General features: G+C 64.9%; 17 protein-coding genes. 12 read left to right on the forward strand and 5 right to left on the reverse strand.

Going from position 1 to position 17758, the window contains the following annotated elements; translation table 11 throughout:
* The first annotated feature begins 25 nt into the window (after positions 1-25).
* The 9 genes from cydB to Q7J26_RS05795 all read left to right on the forward strand — a co-directional run bounded on the left by cydB (position 26) and on the right by Q7J26_RS05795 (position 9468).
* Positions 26-1174 carry a cytochrome d ubiquinol oxidase subunit II gene (gene cydB, locus Q7J26_RS05755; protein ID WP_304935543.1) on the forward strand — a complete coding sequence of 383 codons (1149 nt, stop codon included), beginning with the start codon at positions 26-28 and terminating at the stop codon, positions 1172-1174.
* Between the two features lie 19 nt (positions 1175-1193).
* Positions 1194-1340 (forward strand): cytochrome bd-I oxidase subunit CydX, encoded by a 147-nt coding sequence (gene cydX, locus Q7J26_RS05760; RefSeq protein ID WP_008259678.1) that lies wholly within the window; start codon positions 1194-1196, stop codon positions 1338-1340.
* A complete protein-coding gene (gene hemN / locus Q7J26_RS05765; protein WP_304935544.1) occupies positions 1327-2718 on the forward strand; it encodes an oxygen-independent coproporphyrinogen III oxidase in 1392 nt (463 codons plus the stop codon). The genes cydX and hemN overlap by 14 nt, the downstream gene beginning before the upstream one ends.
* 122 nt (positions 2719-2840) lie before the next feature.
* A complete protein-coding gene (locus Q7J26_RS05770) occupies positions 2841-3521 on the forward strand; it encodes an OmpW family protein (protein WP_304935545.1) in 681 nt (226 codons plus the stop codon).
* 148 nt (positions 3522-3669) lie between these two features.
* Positions 3670-4614 (forward strand): DUF808 domain-containing protein, encoded by a 945-nt coding sequence (locus Q7J26_RS05775; RefSeq protein ID WP_304935546.1) that lies wholly within the window; start codon positions 3670-3672, stop codon positions 4612-4614.
* Positions 4615-4692: 78 nt separating this feature from the next.
* Positions 4693-6393, forward strand: coding sequence for an alkaline phosphatase family protein (locus tag Q7J26_RS05780; RefSeq protein ID WP_304935547.1), 1701 nt, complete (start codon positions 4693-4695; stop codon positions 6391-6393).
* A gap of 148 nt (positions 6394-6541) precedes the next feature.
* Entirely contained in the window at positions 6542-7987 is a 1446-nt protein-coding gene (gene pyk / locus Q7J26_RS05785) for a pyruvate kinase (RefSeq protein ID WP_304935548.1), read from the forward strand.
* Between the two features lie 72 nt (positions 7988-8059).
* Entirely contained in the window at positions 8060-9097 is a 1038-nt protein-coding gene (locus Q7J26_RS05790) for a DNA adenine methylase (RefSeq protein ID WP_304935549.1), read from the forward strand.
* 62 nt (positions 9098-9159) lie between these two features.
* Positions 9160-9468 carry a hypothetical protein gene (locus Q7J26_RS05795; RefSeq protein WP_304935550.1) on the forward strand — a complete coding sequence of 103 codons (309 nt, stop codon included), beginning with the start codon at positions 9160-9162 and terminating at the stop codon, positions 9466-9468.
* Between the two features lie 16 nt (positions 9469-9484).
* Here the strand turns inward: Q7J26_RS05795 and Q7J26_RS05800 are convergent, their stop codons facing one another.
* Together Q7J26_RS05800 and Q7J26_RS05805 are read right to left on the reverse strand one after the other, a co-directional pair.
* Complete coding sequence (locus Q7J26_RS05800; protein ID WP_304935551.1) at positions 9485-10126, reverse strand: ribonuclease HII; 642 nt, start codon at positions 10124-10126, stop codon at positions 9485-9487.
* Between the two features lie 72 nt (positions 10127-10198).
* Entirely contained in the window at positions 10199-11611 is a 1413-nt protein-coding gene (locus Q7J26_RS05805) for an alpha/beta fold hydrolase (protein WP_304935552.1), read from the reverse strand.
* Positions 11612-11752: 141 nt separating this feature from the next.
* On the opposite strand from Q7J26_RS05805, the gene Q7J26_RS05810 reads away from it, so the two are divergent.
* Positions 11753-12133, forward strand: coding sequence for a hypothetical protein (locus tag Q7J26_RS05810; protein ID WP_304935553.1), 381 nt, complete (start codon positions 11753-11755; stop codon positions 12131-12133).
* 48 nt (positions 12134-12181) lie between these two features.
* On the opposite strand, the gene Q7J26_RS05815 is transcribed toward Q7J26_RS05810, so the two are convergent.
* Positions 12182-12775 (reverse strand): DNA-3-methyladenine glycosylase I, encoded by a 594-nt coding sequence (locus Q7J26_RS05815; RefSeq protein ID WP_304935554.1) that lies wholly within the window; start codon positions 12773-12775, stop codon positions 12182-12184.
* A 190-nt stretch (positions 12776-12965) separates the two neighbouring features.
* Between Q7J26_RS05815 and Q7J26_RS05820 the strand changes: the two genes are divergently transcribed.
* Complete coding sequence (locus tag Q7J26_RS05820; protein WP_304935555.1) at positions 12966-14393, forward strand: site-specific integrase; 1428 nt, start codon at positions 12966-12968, stop codon at positions 14391-14393.
* Between the two features lie 360 nt (positions 14394-14753).
* Here Q7J26_RS05820 and Q7J26_RS05825 read toward each other — a convergent pair whose 3' ends face one another.
* Positions 14754-14933, reverse strand: a complete 180-nt coding sequence (locus Q7J26_RS05825) for a hypothetical protein (RefSeq protein WP_304935556.1) — start codon at positions 14931-14933, stop codon at positions 14754-14756.
* A gap of 75 nt (positions 14934-15008) precedes the next feature.
* On the opposite strand from Q7J26_RS05825, the gene Q7J26_RS05830 reads away from it, so the two are divergent.
* Positions 15009-16349 carry a recombinase family protein gene (locus tag Q7J26_RS05830; protein ID WP_304935557.1) on the forward strand — a complete coding sequence of 447 codons (1341 nt, stop codon included), beginning with the start codon at positions 15009-15011 and terminating at the stop codon, positions 16347-16349.
* Positions 16350-16758: 409 nt separating this feature from the next.
* On the opposite strand, the gene Q7J26_RS05835 is transcribed toward Q7J26_RS05830, so the two are convergent.
* A partial coding sequence (locus Q7J26_RS05835) for a helicase-related protein (protein ID WP_304935558.1) occupies positions 16759-17758 on the reverse strand: 1000 nt, incomplete at its 5' end.

Here is a 17758-nt window from a genome sequence, read left to right on the forward strand (position 1 = left end):
CAGAGAGATTTTAGGACATCCGACCATGGATCTTCCAATCGACTTCGCAACCCTGCGCCTGATCTGGTGGGCCCTCTTGGGCGTGCTGCTGATCGGCTTCGCCCTGACCGACGGTTTCGACCTGGGCGTCGGTTCGCTTTTGCCCTTCGTCGCCAAGACGGATGAAGAGCGCCGTATGGTGATCAACACCGTCGGCGCGACCTGGGAGGGCAACCAGGTGTGGTTCATCCTGGGCGGCGGCGCCATCTTCGCCGCCTGGCCCTTCGTCTACGCCGTCAGTTTCTCCGGCTTCTACCTGGCCATGTTCCTGGTCCTGTCGGCCCTGATCCTGCGCCCCGTGTCGTTCAAGTACCGCTCCAAGCGGGTCTCGCCCAAGTGGCGGTCCTTCTGGGACTGGGCGCTGTTCACCGGCAGCTTTGTTCCGGCCCTGGTGTTCGGCGTCGCCGTCGGTAACGTCCTGCTGGGCGCCCCCTTCCGCCTGGATAGCGACCTGCGCTCCTTCTACGAGGGCAGTCTGCTGGGCCTGTTCACCCCCTTCAGCCTGATCGCCGGCCTGCTGTCGGTGGCCATGCTGGTGCTGCACGGCGCGGCTTGGTTGTCGATCAAGGCTGAAAAAGGCCCCGTGCTGGATCGGGCGCGTCTGTTCGGCACGGTCGCCGGCGTCCTGGCCCTGGTCCTGTTTGCGGCGGGCGGCCTCTATATGGCCTACGGCGGCGTGGGCTTCCGGATCACCGGCGCCGTCGACGTGCAGGGCTTCTCCAACCCGCTGCGCACCACGGTCGAGGCCGCGCCCGGCGCCTGGCTGGACAACTACAGCCGCTATCCGTGGATGATGATCGCCCCGACTCTGGGCTTCGTCGGCGCGGTGGTGGGTCTGGCGGGCATGTGGCTTCGTTCGGCGCCCCTGGCCTTCGGCGGTTCGTCGCTGTCGACCGTGGGCATAATCTCCACCGTCGGCGTCTCGATGTTCCCCTTCATCCTGCCCAGCTCGATCGATCCCCAGTCCAGCCTGACGGTCTGGAACGCCTCGTCCAGCCAACTGACCCTGTTCATCATGCTGATCTGCACGGCGATCTTCCTGCCGCTGATCCTGATCTACACGAGCTGGGTCTATTCCGTGCTGTGGGGCCGCACCTCGACCGCAGCCCTCAAGACCAACCCCGACCTCTACTGAGCTCAAGGAGCATCAAGTCATGTGGTATTTTTCCTGGATCCTGGGTGTCGGACTGGCGGTCGGTTTCGGCGTGCTGAACGGCCTGTGGCACGAGTTCCACCTGTTCGACGAGGGCGATGAGGGCTTGTCGGTCGATGCGTCGAAAGAGGTCGATGTCCCTCTCTAGCCCCACCGGCGCGCGCCCTGCCGTTCTGGCGACGCACGAGCTTATCGCCCGCTACGACGCCCACGCGCCGCGCTATACTTCCTACCCGACGGCGGCGCAGTTCACGCCTGCCGTCGGGGCCGCCGACTGGGGGGCGTGGCTGGGCGCCGCGCCCCTTGATCGTGCGGTGTCGCTGTATCTGCACATCCCCTTCTGCAAGCGGCTGTGCTGGTACTGCGGCTGCAACACCCGGGCGATGAACCGGGTCGCGCCCATGAGCAGCTATGTCGATCTCCTGTTGAAGGAAGCCGATCTCGTGCTCGAACGGATCGGTCGCCCCGTGCGGGTCGGTTCGATCCACCTGGGCGGCGGCACGCCCAATATGCTGCCACCCGATGAGTTGGAGCGGCTGTTCGCCGGTCTGGCCGCCCGGTTCGACCTGGGCGACTGTTTCGAGATCGCCGCTGAACTGGATCCCGAAGTCCTGACCCAGGCCTGGGTCGAGGCGGCCGGTCGTATCGGTCTGAGCCGCGCCAGCCTGGGGGTTCAGGACCTGTCGCCCAAGGTGCAGGCGGCGGTGAACCGGCCCGAATCCTTCGAGACCATTCGCTGGGCGGCCGAGGCGCTGCGCGGCCAAGGGGTCACGTCGCTGAATCTGGACCTGATGTACGGCCTGCCGCTTCAGGCGGCCGAGAATGTCATCACGACCGTGGCGCAGATCGTGGCCTTGCGGCCCGACCGGATCGCCCTGTTCGGCTACGCCCATGTGCCATGGATGAAGCCGCACCAGAAACTGATCAAGGAAGCCGATCTGCCGGGACCGGAGGCGCGCTTCGCTCAGAGCCAGGCTGCGGCGCGGTATCTGGTGCAGAAGGGCTGGCAAGCCATCGGTCTGGACCATTTCGCCCTGCCGCATGACTCCATGGCCGCCGCCGCGCGCGCCGGCCGGCTGCGTCGCAATTTCCAGGGCTATACGACCGACGAAGCGCCGGTGCTGATCGGCCTGGGCGCCTCGTCGATCAGCCGCACCCCCCTGGGCTTCGTCCAGAACCATACGCAGGAGCGCGACTGGCGCGCCGCCGTGGCGGAGGGAAGCTTGCCGGTCGCGCGGGGCGTGGCCCTTGATCCGCGCGACGCCTTTGTGGGCGAGATCATCGAACGGCTGATGTGCGACTTCACCGTCGATGTGGCCGAGATCGCCCGCGAACGCGGTCGTGATCTGGCGGAAGTGGCGGCGGCCTGGCCCAGGCTGTTGCGGTTTCAATTGGACGGCCTGGCCGAGGTGAACGGGGCGGCCGTGACGGTCACCGATCTGGGCCGGCCGTTCGTTCGCGCCGTCTGCGCCGCCTTTGATCCGGGCGCCGCCGACATCGAGAAACGCCACGCCCGCGTGGTCTGAATGGACAGATTGTCCAACCCCCAGTGGGGTTTGCGCTAAATCAAGGCCATGGTCGGGCAGTGGGCGCATTCCCCCCTCAAGACGCTCGGACAAGTCGCATGAGGCGGCAGCGGGCGTCGGGGATGAGCAAGATGAAACTGAAAACCCTGATCCTCTCAGCCGTCGCCGCAGCAGCCTTCGCGGCGCCGGCCCTGGCCCAAAGCCAAGCAAACGGGGGCCCGGCCGCCTGGGAAATGCCCAAGAAGGGCGACTGGATCATCACCGGCCGCGTGACCGACGTCTTTTCCGGCGCCGACAACGCCATCACCACCGCCGCCGGCGTCGATTCCGGCCTGAAGGTCGATGTGGGCGACAGCGTCATGCCGACCCTGGGCTTCACCTATTTCCTGACCGACCATCTGGCGGTCGAGGCGATCCTGGGCACGACCAAGCATGAGATCCGCGCCCAGGGCGGAACCACCGACGTCGAGGTTCACGAGACCTGGGTCGTGCCGCCGATCGTGACCCTGCAATATCGTCCGCTGACCGAGGGCCGTTTCAGCCCCTATGTCGGCGCGGGCGTGAACTACATGCTGTTCTACAGCGGCGAGGACAAGAACGGCTTCAAGGTCGATCTGGACGACAGCTTCGGCTACGCCCTGCAGGCGGGCGCTGACATCGGCATCCAGGGGCCGTGGAGTTTTAACATCGACGTCAAGAAGGTGTGGGTCAGTGTCGACGCCGACGTCAATGACGGCGCTCTGAAGAGCGAAGTGGATCTGGACCCGTGGGTCGTTTCCGTGGGGGTGGGTCGCAAGTTCTAAAATCCATCGAGAGGCGTTCGAAAAAAGCCCCGCTGGCTCAGCCGGCGGGGCTTTTGCCCTTGAGGCGGCGGGCCGGCTCGACAAAGGGCTCCGTGCGTCTTAGGCGGAGGCTCGCCGTCTGTTGCGGCGCACACTTCAAGGAAACGCCATGCCGTCCGGATTGATCGCCCTGCTCGACGACGTCGCCGGCATCGCCAAGATGGCGGCCGCCTCGATCGACGACGTGGGGGCGGCGGCGGGCAAGGCCTCGACCAAGGCGGCGGGCGTGGTGGTGGACGACGCCGCAGTGACGCCGCGCTATGTCACCGGCTTGTCGCCCAGCCGCGAACTGCCGATCATCGGCAAGATCGCCCTGGGGTCGTTCCGCAACAAGCTCATATTCATCCTGCCGGCCGCCCTGCTGCTGAGCGCCTTCGCCCCCTGGGCCATCACGCCGCTGCTCATGTGCGGCGGGGCCTATCTGTGTTTCGAAGGGGCGGAGAAGCTGATGGAGGCCTTCGGGCATGGCGGACATGCCGACGAAGCCCCTGCCGAAGGCGATCCTGCGACCCTGGAAAAGACGACAGTGGCGGGCGCCGTTCGCACCGACCTGATCCTGTCGGCCGAGATCATGGCCATCGCCCTGGCCGATGTCTCCGCCCAGCCGATCCTCACCCAGGCGGCGGTTCTGGCCGTGGTCGGGATCGCCATGACCGTCGCCGTCTATGGCGCGGTCGGCCTGATCGTGAAGATGGACGACATCGGCCTGCATCTGGCCGAGCGGCCGAACGGCGGGGTGCGAGCCCTGGGGCGTGGCCTGGTCAAGGGGATGCCGGTGGTGATGGACGCCCTGTCGATCATCGGGACAGCGGCGATGCTGTGGGTCGGCGGCGGCATTCTGGTTCACGGAACCCATACGCTGGGTCTGCACTGGCCGGCCGAACCGCTGGAGCATCTGGCCCATGCGGTCGGGGCCGCGACGGGGCCTCTGCAAGGAATCGTCAGCTGGTTCGTGACGGCCCTGGGGTCGGCGCTCATGGGCGTGATCATCGGCGGCCTGATCGCCCTGCTGGTGCATCAACTGGGCCGGCTGCGGGCCAAGCCTGCGCACTGAAAATCCCACGCGCTGCGGCTGTCACGCTGTTGCAATCCCGGCCCGTTAGACCCCGACGCCTGTTTCCGGAGTAAGCCCATGCCCCTGTCGCGCATCACCCTGGCGGCCCTGGCCGCTGTTTCGCTGGTCGGAGTCGCAATGCCGGCGATGGCGCGACAGGCTCAAGCATCGCCACAAAGCTCCACGGCTGCCCTGACGCCGCCCAAGCTGATCGTCACCATCGTGGTGGATCAGTTCAGCGCCAATCTGTTCGACCAGTATCGCGGCCGCTACACCGGCGGCCTGCGCCGGATGGCGGACCAGGGTCTGGTGTCGATCAACGGTTATCAGACCCACGGCCTGACCGAGACCTGCCCCGGCCATGCGACCATCCTGACCGGCGTTCATCCCAGCGAGGCGGGCATCCCGGCCAACGACTGGATCGACGGCAAGACCGGCAAGGATGTCTATTGCCTGGCCGCGCCGCAGAACCATCTGGCCCACGGACGCGACGACACCGACAACGGCCCGGTCGGGCCTGAACAGTTGCGCGCCACCACCCTGGGCGACTGGCTGAAGACCGTCAGTCCCGACAGCAAGGTGTTCGCGGTTTCCGGCAAGGATCGGGGCGCCATCAACCTGGCCGGCCATCAGGGCCGGGCCTTCTGGTTCACCGAGGGTTTCGGCCTGACCACCTATGTCGAACCGGGCGAGACGGCTGACGCCAAGCTGGCGCCGGTCGCGGACTTCAATCGCGACTTCCGCCTGGGCATGAGCCTGGCGCCCGTCGCCTGGGATTACACGAATGACCAGTGCCGCGCCCTGGCCGGCGACTGGACCATTCGCGGCCAGACCTTCCATTCCACCCTGCCGCCGGCGGGGCTGAAGTTCGACACCTCGCCCCTGCTGGACGAGCAGACGCTGAAGGCCGCCGAATACCTGCTGGACACCCAAAAGCTGGGGCAGGGGGCGGCGACCGACATGCTGGGCGTCAGCCTATCGGCGACGGATCGGATCGGCCATATGTTCGGCACCCAGGGGCCGGAGATGTGCGAACAGATGCTGCGGCTGGATACGGCCCTGGGCGAGTTCCTGGACCGGCTGGCCCAGGTTCCCGGCGGCGCCTTGGTGGTGCTGACGGCGGACCATGGCGGTTCGGACTTTGTTGAGCGGCTGCACGACCACGGCTATCCCCACGCGCGCCGCGCCGATCTGGCCGCGATCCAGGGCGTGAACGACGCGCTGAAGGCCCGTTTCAATCTGGACGCCGATCCGCTTCAGGCCGGCGGCAGCGGCCTGATGGTGGCCGACGCCCAGCATCGGTCGCTGCCCGATCCGCTGCGGACCCAGGTGGCCGAGGCGGCCGTCGAACTGCTGCGCGCTCTGCCGGACGTGGGGTTTGCAGAAACGCGCGACCGGCTGCTGGCCGAACCCCTGCCGGCCACGAACGAGCCCGAAATGATGAGCCTGCGCGAGCGGATGCGCCTGTCCACCGTGGCCGAGCGGTCGCCCGACATCCAGTTTTCCTTCGCCCAGAACGTCAATGCAGGCGGCCGGGTCGGAAGCACCCTGGCCGGGCACGGCAGCCCGTTCGAATACGATCGTCGCGTGCCGATCATCTTTTGGTGGCCAGGCGCGACCGGCGAGGAACGCTTCCTGCCCATCCGCACCATCGACATCGCCCCCACCCTGGCGCATGTGATCGGGGTGGCGACGCCCAAGGTCGAAGGGCGCTGCATCGACCTGAACGGCTTCGCCGTGGCCGACTGTCCCGTGACGGAGACGACCCCGGCGCGATAAACTCCTGTTTCGCGTCGTAAACTCGTGTTTCCCAGCGGGGGCGTGACCTTACGTCGGGGACGTTTCATCGGCAGAAGGGGACAAATCGTCCAACCGTCCCTTCGGGGCGTGATTTGGGCGGCCTCAGAAGCGAACAGGAAACGTCCCCATGAACAGAGCCCGCCGCGCCCGCATCGTCGCGACCCTGGGTCCCGCGAGCCGTGCCCCCGGCACGGTCAAGACCCTGGCCCAGGCGGGGGTGGACGTCTTCCGCCTGAACTTCAGCCACGGCACGCACGAAGATCACGCCGCCGCCCTGAAGGCTGTGCGCGGCGCCGAGATGGCGCTTCAGCGTCCGCTGGGCGTACTGGCCGACCTGCAGGGGCCCAAGCTGCGGCTGGGTCGGTTCAAGGATGTCGAGATCGCGGTCAGGCCGGGCCACAAGATGCGGTTCGATCTGGACCCGACGCCCGGCGACGAAACCCGGGTGCAGATGCCGCATCCCGAAATCTTTAAGGCCCTGCGCACCGGCATGCTGCTGCTGCTGGACGACGGCCGGGTGCGGCTGCGGGTCAACGACCGGACCGATGACTGGGCCGATGTGACGGTCGAGAGCGGCACCAAACTGTCGGACCGCAAGGGCGTGGCCGTGCCCGAGGCCGTCATTCCCGTCTCGGCCCTGACCCCCAAGGACCGCGAGGACCTGGCCTTCGCCCTGCGTCAGGGCGTGGACTGGGTGGCGCTCAGCTTCGTGCAGAAGCCTGAGGACATGGCCGAGTTGAAGCGGATCGTGAACGGTCAGGCGGCTTGCCTGGCCAAGATCGAGAAGCCGGCGGCCCTGGCCGATCTGGAGGCCATCCTCGACTATTGTGACGGGGTCATGGTGGCGCGGGGCGACCTGGGCGTCGAGCTGGACCCCGAGGACGTGCCGGTGGCGCAGAAGCAGATCGTGCGCGCGGCCCGAAACCGCGGCGTGCCGGTGATCGTGGCGACCCAGATGCTGGAATCCATGACCAGCGCCCCTTCGCCTACGCGGGCTGAGGCCACCGACGTGGCCAATGCGGTCTATGAGGGCGCCGACGCCCTGATGCTGTCGGCCGAGACTGCCTCGGGCGACTATCCGCTGGAATCCGTCGAGATCATGAGCCGGATCATCGAGCGGGTCGAACGCGATCCGATGTGGCCCAAGCTGATGGGCGCCGAACACGCCGGCATGGACGAACATGACGTCGACGCCCTGGTCGGGGCTGCGGCCATGGCGGCCAATGCGCCGTCCACCGGTTGTCTGGTGGTCTTCACCACCCTGGGCGGCACCGCCCGGCGAATGGCGCGCGAGCGGCCGCTGAAGCCGATCCTGGTCTTGACGCCCAATCCGAATACGGCCCGCCGCTTGGCTCTGGTGTGGGGTCTGGAGCCGCGCCTGGGCGATCAGCCCGATTCGCTGGAAGCCGTCACCGACGACGCTGTGGAAGGGGCGGTCCGATACGGTTTGGCCGAGCCCGGCCAACGCATCCTGATCCTGGCCGGCACCCCCTTCGGGGCGCCGGGCGCGGCCAATCTGCTGCGTCTCGCCCATGCGCCGGCGGCTAAGGCCAAGGGCCGCAAGAAGGGCTGAGGCGGTCCTTTTGCGGAAAGCTGGCGCGGGCGAACTATAACGCTACTGTGCGCCGATGAATCGGCGGCCCGAATGATCAAATACATCGGCTCCAAACGCGCCCTGCTGGGGCATGTGACCGGCGTGGTGACGGGGCTTCTGCCGCAGGGCGGCCAGGTCTGTGATCTGTTTTCAGGCACAGCCCGCGTCGGTCATGCGCTGAAGAAACAGGGGTTTCAGGTCTGGTCCAACGACCACAACGCCTATGCCCACATCCTGGCGACCGCCTATGTCCAGGCGGATCGCGAGCGCTGGGTCGAACGGGCGGAGACGGTGCTGGCCGAACTGCGGACGGTGACGCCGCAGGCCGGCTGGTTCACCCAGGCCTTCTGCCACGACGCCCGCTATTTCCATCCCGACAATGGCGCGCGCATCGACGCCCTGCGCGACCGGATCGAGGCCATGGGGCTGGAACCCGAGCTGAAGGCCATCGTCCTGGTCAGTCTGATGGAGGCGGCGGACCGGGTCGATTCCACGGCCGGGGTGCAGATGGCCTATATGAAACAGTGGGCGCCGCGCGCGCTGAAGCCGCTGGAGCTGCGCCTGCCGGACCTGCTGCCGTCGGTCGGGTCGCCGTGCCGCGCGACCCAGGGCGACGCCGTCGAAATGGCCGAACAGGTCGAGGCGGACCTCGTCTATCTGGACCCGCCGTATAACCAGCACTCCTACCTGGCCAACTACCACTGCTGGGAAAGCCTGGTGCTGTGGGACCGGCCCGAAACCTATGGGATCGCCAACAAGCGGGTGGACGTGAAGACCCGCAAGAGCGCCTTCAACAGCCGCCCCGGCATCGGCCCGGCGCTGCGGACGGTGATCGAACGGGTGCGCGCGCCCAACCTGATCGTCAGCTTCAATGATGAAGGCTATCTGAGCCGGGCCGACCTGGTCGAGATGCTGTCGTCGCGCGGCCATGTGCAGGTCGTTGAAATCATCCACCCCCGCTATGTCGGCGCCCGGATCGGCATCCATAATCCCAAGGGCGTCAAGGTGGGCCAGGTGGGCCGTCTGAAGAACGTCGAACACCTGTTCGTCGTCACGGATCGCCCGGTCGAACTGTCGGCCGCCGCCTGATTGCAAATGGGTTTTCGCAGACTGTGTCGGGAACCCGACACAGTCGATGTCGTTGAGGAGACATGCAACCGCTTGTCTCTCAAACCCCGGCCTCCACGCGCGAAGAGGACTACCGCCTGCGGTCCGCGCCGGAGCCGAAGTCATGGGTATCGGCTGAACCGGTCGTGGAGATTTCGTCGGATCGGCTGGCTTCGCGCATCTATCCGCACAACGCCGAACGGTTTGGACGGCGCGAGCCGGCGGCGACCGAGACCGCTCAGGATGACGTCGAGCCCAGTCTGGGTCAGCCGCCGCACTGGATGATGATGTTGGCGGGCGCCGCCGTGGCCGCCCTGATGGGCGCCTTGCTGGGCGGCTTTATGCACATCTGACGCGCCGGTCCGCGCTTCAGACCTGTTCCAGCAAAGCCTTGATCGGCGACCAGCTGCGTCGGTGCGCCGGGCAGGGACCCAATGACTTCAGCGCCGCCTGATGAATGGGGGCGTTGTAGCCCTTGTGTCCGGCGAAGCCGTAGCCGGGATACTGGGCGTCCAGTTCGATCATCAGCCGATCCCGCGCCGTCTTGGCCAGGATCGACGCCGCCGCGATGGACAGGGACAGGCCGTCTCCGCCCACCACCGTCTGAATCTCGCACGGGAGTTTGAAACGATAGTTGCCGTCCACCAGTGCCGCGACCGGCTGGACCTGCAAGGCCTCGATGGCGCGGCACATGGCCAGGCCCGTGGCGTGCAGGATGTTCAGTTCCTCGATCTCTTCCACCGACGCAAACCCGACGCCCCAGGCGACGGCGCGGGCCTTGATTTCGGGTTCGAGGGCGGCGCGCCGCTTTTCGGTCAGGGCCTTTGAGTCGTCGATGCCCCGCGGCAGATCGTCGGGGTTCAGGATCACCGCCGCAGCCGACACCGGCCCCGCCCACGGCCCGCGCCCCGCCTCGTCCACGCCGCAGACGGGGCCGTTGACGCGCTGGATCAGCACGGTCTCGAGCGCGAGAGTGGGGAAGGCTTTCGGATTCGCGGGGGCTTTAGCCATGGCCCGCCATCGCACGAACCTGGGCGTGACGGAAGCGGAGCATTAGGCGTTTTGCGGAGCGGTCTGGTTCGCCTACTTGGCGCACGTCCTATCGCCGGGGCTAGTCGAGGCGGAGAAGGCCTGAATCTCCTCTACCGCGCAGGCCTCAGCCGTCAGCAAGACGAAGTGCGGCGCGCCTTCAATACGCACGAACCTGACGACGCCCGCACGGGAGAGCTGCTCGGCATGCGCGAGGGCTCCGGCATAGGGGGTCTTCGGATCCATATCGCCCTGGAGCACCAGAACGGGCGGCATGGACCGGGGGGTGACGCCGAAGGCGGCGTCGCGCGGATAGGCGAGCGACGCCCCGCCGATCAGTTGCGACGGGATGCTGCTGGTGAACAGCAATTCGGCTTCCTCGGCCGTGACCATATCGCGGGTCAGGTTGGGGCGGGCGTTGTTCTCAGACGCCGAGATCAGGGAGACCAGAGGGATGGAGGAGGCGGCCTGGGCAGCCTCGAAAGGCGCTCCGAAGCGCGCGAGCCGACCTCTCGCTTCTTCCAGCTTCGACCAGTCGCCGACCCTTGCGCCTGCAATCACATCTGGGATGAGCGCCCGGGCGTCCTGACTGTTCAGAAGGGCGCCGAGGACCAGTTTGGGGCGACCGCCTGGGAACTTCGCCGCGATCTCCGGATCCTGTTCGAGCGCCTTCAGAGCGTCCACCGCCGACCCGCCGAGGCGTTGCCGACAGTCGGCGTCCTGGTCGCAATCCGCCAGGACCTGGCGCCCGACCTCATCGACGACCTGGGAACGTCGGCTCAGGTCCCATACCTCATCGGCTTCAGGCGGGATGAGGGAGTCGAGAATGATGCTGTCGACCGGAGCAGGGTCCGCCACGACCCGCGAGCGCAAGACCAGCTGGGTGCCGTAGGAGACGCCGTAAAGGACCGTCTTTCGGCCCGCCGAGACCTGGCCGATCAGGCCGTTCAGATCGTGCGCGGCATTGGTGATGGTGAAGGCCTGCGTCCACGCCGACCGGCTGTTGAGCAAATCGAAGCAGGTCTTCCATTCCGCCCCTTCCAGCTGATAACCGCCGGGCGAGGTCTCCGCCTCTTCCTCAACGCACAGCCGGCTCGAAAGGCCGGTTCCCCGGTGATCGGGGATGATCAGGTCGTAGCCGGGGAACGCGGTTCGAAGACGATCGATCAATGGATAGAAGCTGACGCCCGCTTCGCCGGGACCTCCGGCGATCAGCCAGACGTCCCCCTTGCTGAGGCCCCGCGCAGGAAATTTGCGCACGAAGAGATCGACCTGACCGGCGTCCGCTACAGCCGGATCCAGCGGGGCCTGCATCGTCGCGCAGAGGCTTCCCTCCAGCGCTTCGCCGACGGCCGCGTCGCGGCAAGGCGTGAAGTCGCCATCCGAAGCCTGCACAGCCAAGGGCAAGGCAAACACAGCCGCCGTCACTGCGGCGAACAGGGTGGGAATCTGCTTCTTCATTGTCATGGGCGGGGCGTGACAGACTTTACCGATCGCTACAGCTTAACAATTGATAATGATCCATGCGCCGGTCCGAGATTGGACACTCGGGAAGTCGCCGATGACTGGAAAGGCGACATTGGCGTTTTGCGGGGTTAGGCTTCAAATATGTCGACACCCCCAGCCAGTATCGCTCGCCTGATCGCCGGTGAGTTATCAGTCCTCACAGACGACAGCGTTAAGCAGGCCGTTCTTCACGGGCTTGTCGATCCACGTCCGGTTACCCTCGACTGGGACTACGGAACTCCTGGACAGCAGTTCGAGGGTTGGGTCGTGTTCGACCACGAAGCGGAGTCAGATACCTTGATCGTCTACTGCGAGCATGGGTTCGGCCCCCTGTCGCCGTGGGGCTTGGTATTCGCCACCCTCGATCAGGGAAGCCGGTCGATGGGGATGGACAGCGGATGGTTTCGTTCATTCATGGAGGCATTCTGGGACTCCCACGCCGCCACACCGCTCGCCCAAAGCGGACAGTCCGAAAGTCGCTAACGGTTCGATCTCCGTCCATCATACAAGACCTGAATCCAGACCTTGGCGTCAGAGGCTCATCGCCCGGACTTCCCCATGTCGGAAGCAGGTCGTCTGGTGGTCGTTGACCATGCCCACCGCCTGCATGAAGGCGTAGACGATGACCGGGCCGCAGAAGTTGAAGCCGCGTTTCTTCAGGGCCTTGGCCATGGCGACGGATTGTTCGGTCTGGGTCGGGGCCTGGCGGAAGTCGGCGAAGGGGGTGTGGATCGGTTCGCCGCCGACGAAGGACCAGAGCCATTCGGAAAAGTCCTCTCCGTTTTCACGCATCTCAAGCCAGATCTGGGCGCCCCGGATGGCGGCGTTGATCTTGGCGCGTGAGCGGATGATGCGAGCGTCGCCCAGCAGGCGCTGGATGTCGGCCTCGTCGTAGCGGGCGACGATCTCGGGGTCGAAACCGCCGAAGGCGTCGCGGATGCCTTCGCGCTTTCGCAGGATGGTGATCCAGGCGAGGCCGGCCTGGAAGCCGTCGAGGACCAGCTTCTCCCACAGGGCGCGGGGGTCGCGTTCCGGCACGCCCCATTCGGTGTCGTGATAGGCGATGTAGAGCGGGTCTGTGGTCCCGCACCAGCCGCAGCGGCCCGAGGTGTCTGAGTCGGTCATGACGGGATGTTGCCGGTTTGTTCGAGTGTGTCCAGCTCCCTCTCCCGCCGGGATAAGGCGCAAACGCTAAACCACTAGAAACAAACAACATTACTTGCTATTATATCGCTACACGATGTATGCACGTCACGGCAGATCAATGACTTAGCGCCGCGATGTGCACGAAACCTGCACGACGATGGAGGCTGTCATGGCGTTTGTCACGGACAAGGAAGACCTGAAACCCGGTTTGGTCATTTTCCGGCGCGGCGATTTGCAGACCCGGGATTGGTACTGCCGCATTCGGCTACCGAAGGCGACACGCTACAAGACCATCGCCTTGAAGACGCCGGACATCACGACGGCGCGCACCCTGGCCTACGACCACGAAAGCGAAATCCGCTTTGCGTTGAAGCGCAATCTGCCGGTGTTCAACCGCCCGTTTGCGGCGGTGGCGAAGGATTACATCGCCGAACAGAAACTGCGCGCTCTTCGCGGCGAGATCACTCTCGGCCGAGTGAAACTCATCGAGTCCGTCGTGAAGAACCAACTCAACCCCTATGTCGGCAAGACGCAGATCGACCTGATCGCGCTGGACCGCTGGCAGAACTATCCGTCCTGGCGACGGTCGCTGGGTCAGGGGCGCATGACACGCCACGGCAATGTGCGACAGATGACGCCGGCCGAACGCCTTGCCGCTAAAGAGGTCGCCGAAACCAAGGCAAAGGAAAAACTTGGCCGGGTCGACAAGCTGCCCGAGGCGAACCCCAAGCCGGAACCGACGGAATGGATAATCGTCAGCGACGCCACCATCCGTTTCGAGATGAAGATCTACCGCGCCATCATAAATGACGCGATTTCAAAGCAGGAAGCCCCACCTCATCACCGCATCGAGGGAATGCCGTCGCTGGAGAAGCAGCGCCGCGATGCATTCACCCTAGAGGAATATCGCCGCCTTCACACCCACGCCCGCACCAAATGGGTTCCGGCGGCGAAGACCAAGACCGCCCGCTGGTATCGGGACATGGTTTATCAATTCGTCCTCATCATGTGCAACACGGGCATGCGGCCTTCCGAGGCGCGCAACCTGCGTTGGCGCGACGTGACCGAGGCGACGGACAAGAACGGCCAGCCGGTGACGGTGCTATCCGTGCGCGGCAAGGGCAAGTCGCGCCAGCTCGTCGCCCCGACCAGCAACGTCGGAAAATATCTCGACCGTATCCGCGCGATCGCGGTGAGCACCGCACTGGAAGCGCCGGTGTTCAGCAGCGCCACCGGCAAAGAAGAACGCACACTCTACAAGATGCATATCGCCGATCTTTTGGACAACGCCAACCTGCGTGTCGGCCCCTCCGGCATTCTACGCGCGACCTATTCGTTCCGGCATACCTACGCCACCATTCGCCTGACCGAAGGCGTTAGTGAGTTGCTGCTGGCCGAGCAGATGGGCACGTCCGTCCAGATGATCCAGGAGCATTACGGCCATGTGGACACCATCAAACATGCCGACCTCGTGTTGCAGGGCATGAGCGATTGGGAGCCGCGAGAGCCGATGGTCCCGCCGGAAGAAAAAGAAACCGTACAGGTCAAACGGGCGGCGCGGGCGAAGCGAACCACGGAACCCCGCAAACCCCATTGATGTCCCACCCGTCGCCGCCGAGGATTAACGCACCGAGTTCGGTGCGCCGCTGGTGGCGAAGGGCGGGTCCGAGCCTCTGCCAAGCGTCCGATGCGCAGCCTGCGCCCTTGATCGGCCGGTTGGCGAAGTAGGCCGGTGGAGTGAGCCGCGTCGAGTTCGATGCGGCCCGCCGGCCTGCGTCTTCCGCAGCTTCGCCCCCGCGCGCCGTGGCGCTCTGGGAGGGGGCGATAGCAAGGCCTGCTCAAATATGGACGCTCGCTAACCGAACCGCATCTTCGTCGATGGTAATTTGCGAGACCAAACCTCAAGCCGAAACGGACGCCGCCTGATGCCCCTAGAAGAGGCCAGCTGTCGCGGACCTCACGTCGTTCGAAGCGCCAGCTCTTTTGCCAGTGCGACAATCTCCGGTACGCCCGCGTCGGGGCCGAGCTGTTCTGCCGCCCGGACATAAGGTTCGAGAACGCTCTCGAAGAGCGCGCCGTGTTCAGGCGAAAGGTTGTCGATGAACATCGCACCTGCCGCTTCCAGGGCGTCGGACACGTCATCCCCTCCATCATAGGAAGAGAGCGACCGACGGGGCCGGGCCATAGTCTCGTTCGCCATGTGCAGCGTGCCTTGGCTGATGATGATCGTCCGGAGATCGATATGAAATTGGCGGCTCAATATCTACGCATGTCGACAGAAAGCCAGAGATACTCGCTCGATAATCAGGCCAACGCCATTGGCGACTATGCGCTTCTTCACGGCTACACAGTCGTTGAGACCTACCGGGACGCCGGCAAAAGCGGCGTGACGGCGAAAGGCCGCGCCGGGCTAGCCGACCTGTTGTCGGACGTCGTAGGCGGTCGGTGCGGCTTCGATGCGGTCCTCGTGTACGATGTCAGTCGCTGGGGCAGATATCAGGACCCCGACGAAGCGGCGCATTACGAGTTCATGTGCCGGCAGGCCGGCGTGCGTGTCCAATACTGCACTGAAGGGTTCGCCGACGATCCCGCCGGATCGATCATGAAGCAGCTCAAACGCGTTATGGCTGGCGAGTACAGCCGCGACTTGTCTCGAAGGGTGTCGCGCGCAAAGCTGCATATGGCGGACCTGGGCTTCGTCTCCGGCGCGCCCTGTCCGATCGGGGTTGGTCGGGTCGAGGTGAATCCTGACGGATCGTTTGGACGGCAGCTCGAACGCGGCGAGCGAAAAAGCCGTCCTCACCAGACGGTGCGACACACGCGTGGCATCCCGAGTGAAGTCTCTTTGGTGCGGCGGATATTCCGGATGACGCTCGTCAAGGGGCTTCGGCCCTCAGCGGTAGCCTGCGCGTTGAACCGACGCGGCGATACCTGGATCGACGGATCGCCATGGACGAACCAGCGTATCCGGCACGTTTTGCTCTGCGAACTTCTTACTGGCGTCGTCACCTTTGGCAAAACGACCAAGCGATTCCACAAAGCAGCGATCCCAAATCCAGAAAACCAATGGATCAAGCGACAGGTTTTCGAGCCAATCATATCCAAAGCCGACTTTCGCCGAGCTGCGGATCTCCGAGGCGTGCCCGGCTATCGTCGCCATCGAACCAATGCTCAGATGCTTGAAGATCTGAGAACCGTCGTTGATCGCCACGGGCGCGTCTCTCACCAATTGATTGATGGGACCTTGGGCCACGATAAGGCGTCTAACTACTACAAGCGCTTTGGCTCTCTATCGAATGCCTGCGAGTTAATCGGTCAGCCTCGCGTAGCCAATCGCCTCGGCAGGCCGATGGGCTCCCGCATTACAGATGAGGAGATGTTGGCCTCGCTACGTGCACTGCATGCCCGCGAAGGCAGGGTTTCGACAGGGCTGATTTCGAAAGATCGCTCGATGCCGTCTCTGACCGCCTATCATAAGCGGTTTGGTTCGATGCCCGCCGCTTATTCGGCAGCGGGCATACGATCTGCGCGGGACCCATTCGATGCCACGTAGGTCCTCTCAGCGAAGGACAGCACCGGTCCAACAGAATTTTGATCGGCCTCGAAGCCGACTGCGGGCAGTACTTTACAGTCGCTTGGTGTACACGAGCCCCGCCATCCAAGCCGTACCTCCGTGTGGGTGATGCAGGCGACGCGTTGTTTAGACTTTCGAAGCTTCTCGCCATGCGTCGAGACAACAGTTGAAAGGGCGTTGATTAGGACGTCGTTTCCCCCGATCCCGCGCCAGCCTTCATAATGAAACTGACCGGTGGAAACGCGTTGACGCAGTTCCTCAAATCGACGTGGGCCTGAGCATCTGGCTTATTGGCGCGGCTACTCACCGGCAACCTCGACTGCAACGTCATCGACGACACGAATCTCATCGTCCTGCAGAGTGAGTTCGAATAAAGGGCGGCTTCAGTTCAGTCCTGCCGCCGCTGAGAAAATGCGGAGAGATCGAGGGTCAAAGCTTTCAGCGCTTCCCCACCCGCCGTATCATGATCGGTCAGCATATCGACCAGATCCTCCTGATCCGGCTGCCCGAGTGCGAGCCGATATAGCAGGCGTTGGCTTCGGAGGCGCGCGAAACGATCTAGGTCGCGGCTCTGCGGAAGGGCGAACAGGTGGCGCTTCAACTCGGCTCCCGGCATCGTCCACCACGGGCTTAACCCGCTGTCGTCGCCATAAGTCTTACCCGCCTCTCGCGCCACGATATCCCAAGGGGACGCCCCGTCATCCCGCGCCTGGCGCAGGGCGCGTTCGCCAATCGCCTCCGCCATCGGCCGGCGAACGGTCAAGCCACCGAAACGCTGGATACGGCCTTCGCGCTGCTCGAGATCGACCGGGCTCGAACAGAGATCCCAATGTCCCAACTGATCGCACCAACTATGGAAATCGAGCCCCTCCTGACCCACCGAGGTGGTCACCAGGACATGAGGCCAGAAAGGTGTGTTGAACGCGCTGCGGATTTCTTCGGATCGGGCGGGTGGCGGTTCGTCCGGCGTCTTCGTGTCCTGTTGCAGGGCCTCGCGCTCTGTGCCGCCGAACGGAACGGCGGCATGGCAGCGAATCCGGATTCGGTCCTTCTTTCGCGCGCCTTTGAAAGCGAAAGTGCCCACATTGGCCGCCAGCGCAACGGAGAGATCCTTGATGAGCCCATTCGGGTCGACCTTGGATTTGCGGAGCCAGAAATGCTCGTCCAGCACGCTCTCGAGCCCGCCATCAGTGACCGCGCGCATCACCTGCTCGACTGCGGTCTTGCCTGGAAGCGATGCGAGGATGACGGGATTGTCCAGGTAGGCCCGAAAGCCCTGCCAGCTCAGCTGGACCAGCAGCGGAAAGCGGTCAGCGTCGAGCATTGTCGGGTCATGTCGATATAGGGCGCGGCCCAAGACGACCCCAGGCGCGCTCAGCGCATAGTCG

Origin of the sequence: Brevundimonas sp., from assembly GCF_030656255.1 — a bacterium.
In the GTDB taxonomy this organism is placed as follows: Bacteria; Pseudomonadota; Alphaproteobacteria; order Caulobacterales; family Caulobacteraceae; genus Brevundimonas.

Excerpts from the sequence above, each read along its gene's own strand:
- Q7J26_RS05775 (WP_304935546.1), top strand. The coding sequence starts at position 3,670 with ATGCCGTCCGGATTGATCGCCCTGCTCGACGACGTCGCCGGCATCGCC.
- cydX (WP_008259678.1), top strand. The coding sequence starts at position 1,194 with ATGTGGTATTTTTCCTGGATCCTGGGTGTCGGACTGGCGGTCGGTTTC.
- Q7J26_RS05780 (WP_304935547.1), top strand. The coding sequence starts at position 4,693 with ATGCCCCTGTCGCGCATCACCCTGGCGGCCCTGGCCGCTGTTTCGCTG.
- Q7J26_RS05790 (WP_304935549.1), top strand. The coding sequence starts at position 8,060 with ATGATCAAATACATCGGCTCCAAACGCGCCCTGCTGGGGCATGTGACC.
- Q7J26_RS05800 (WP_304935551.1), bottom strand. The coding sequence starts at position 10,126 with ATGGCTAAAGCCCCCGCGAATCCGAAAGCCTTCCCCACTCTCGCGCTC.
- Q7J26_RS05805 (WP_304935552.1), bottom strand. The coding sequence starts at position 11,611 with ATGACAATGAAGAAGCAGATTCCCACCCTGTTCGCCGCAGTGACGGCG.
- cydB (WP_304935543.1), top strand. The coding sequence starts at position 26 with ATGGATCTTCCAATCGACTTCGCAACCCTGCGCCTGATCTGGTGGGCC.
- Q7J26_RS05815 (WP_304935554.1), bottom strand. The coding sequence starts at position 12,775 with ATGACCGACTCAGACACCTCGGGCCGCTGCGGCTGGTGCGGGACCACA.
- Q7J26_RS05795 (WP_304935550.1), top strand. The coding sequence starts at position 9,160 with ATGCAACCGCTTGTCTCTCAAACCCCGGCCTCCACGCGCGAAGAGGAC.
- hemN (WP_304935544.1), top strand. The coding sequence starts at position 1,327 with ATGTCCCTCTCTAGCCCCACCGGCGCGCGCCCTGCCGTTCTGGCGACG.
- Q7J26_RS05820 (WP_304935555.1), top strand. The coding sequence starts at position 12,966 with ATGGCGTTTGTCACGGACAAGGAAGACCTGAAACCCGGTTTGGTCATT.
- Q7J26_RS05770 (WP_304935545.1), top strand. The coding sequence starts at position 2,841 with ATGAGCAAGATGAAACTGAAAACCCTGATCCTCTCAGCCGTCGCCGCA.
- Q7J26_RS05810 (WP_304935553.1), top strand. The coding sequence starts at position 11,753 with ATGTCGACACCCCCAGCCAGTATCGCTCGCCTGATCGCCGGTGAGTTA.
- pyk (WP_304935548.1), top strand. The coding sequence starts at position 6,542 with ATGAACAGAGCCCGCCGCGCCCGCATCGTCGCGACCCTGGGTCCCGCG.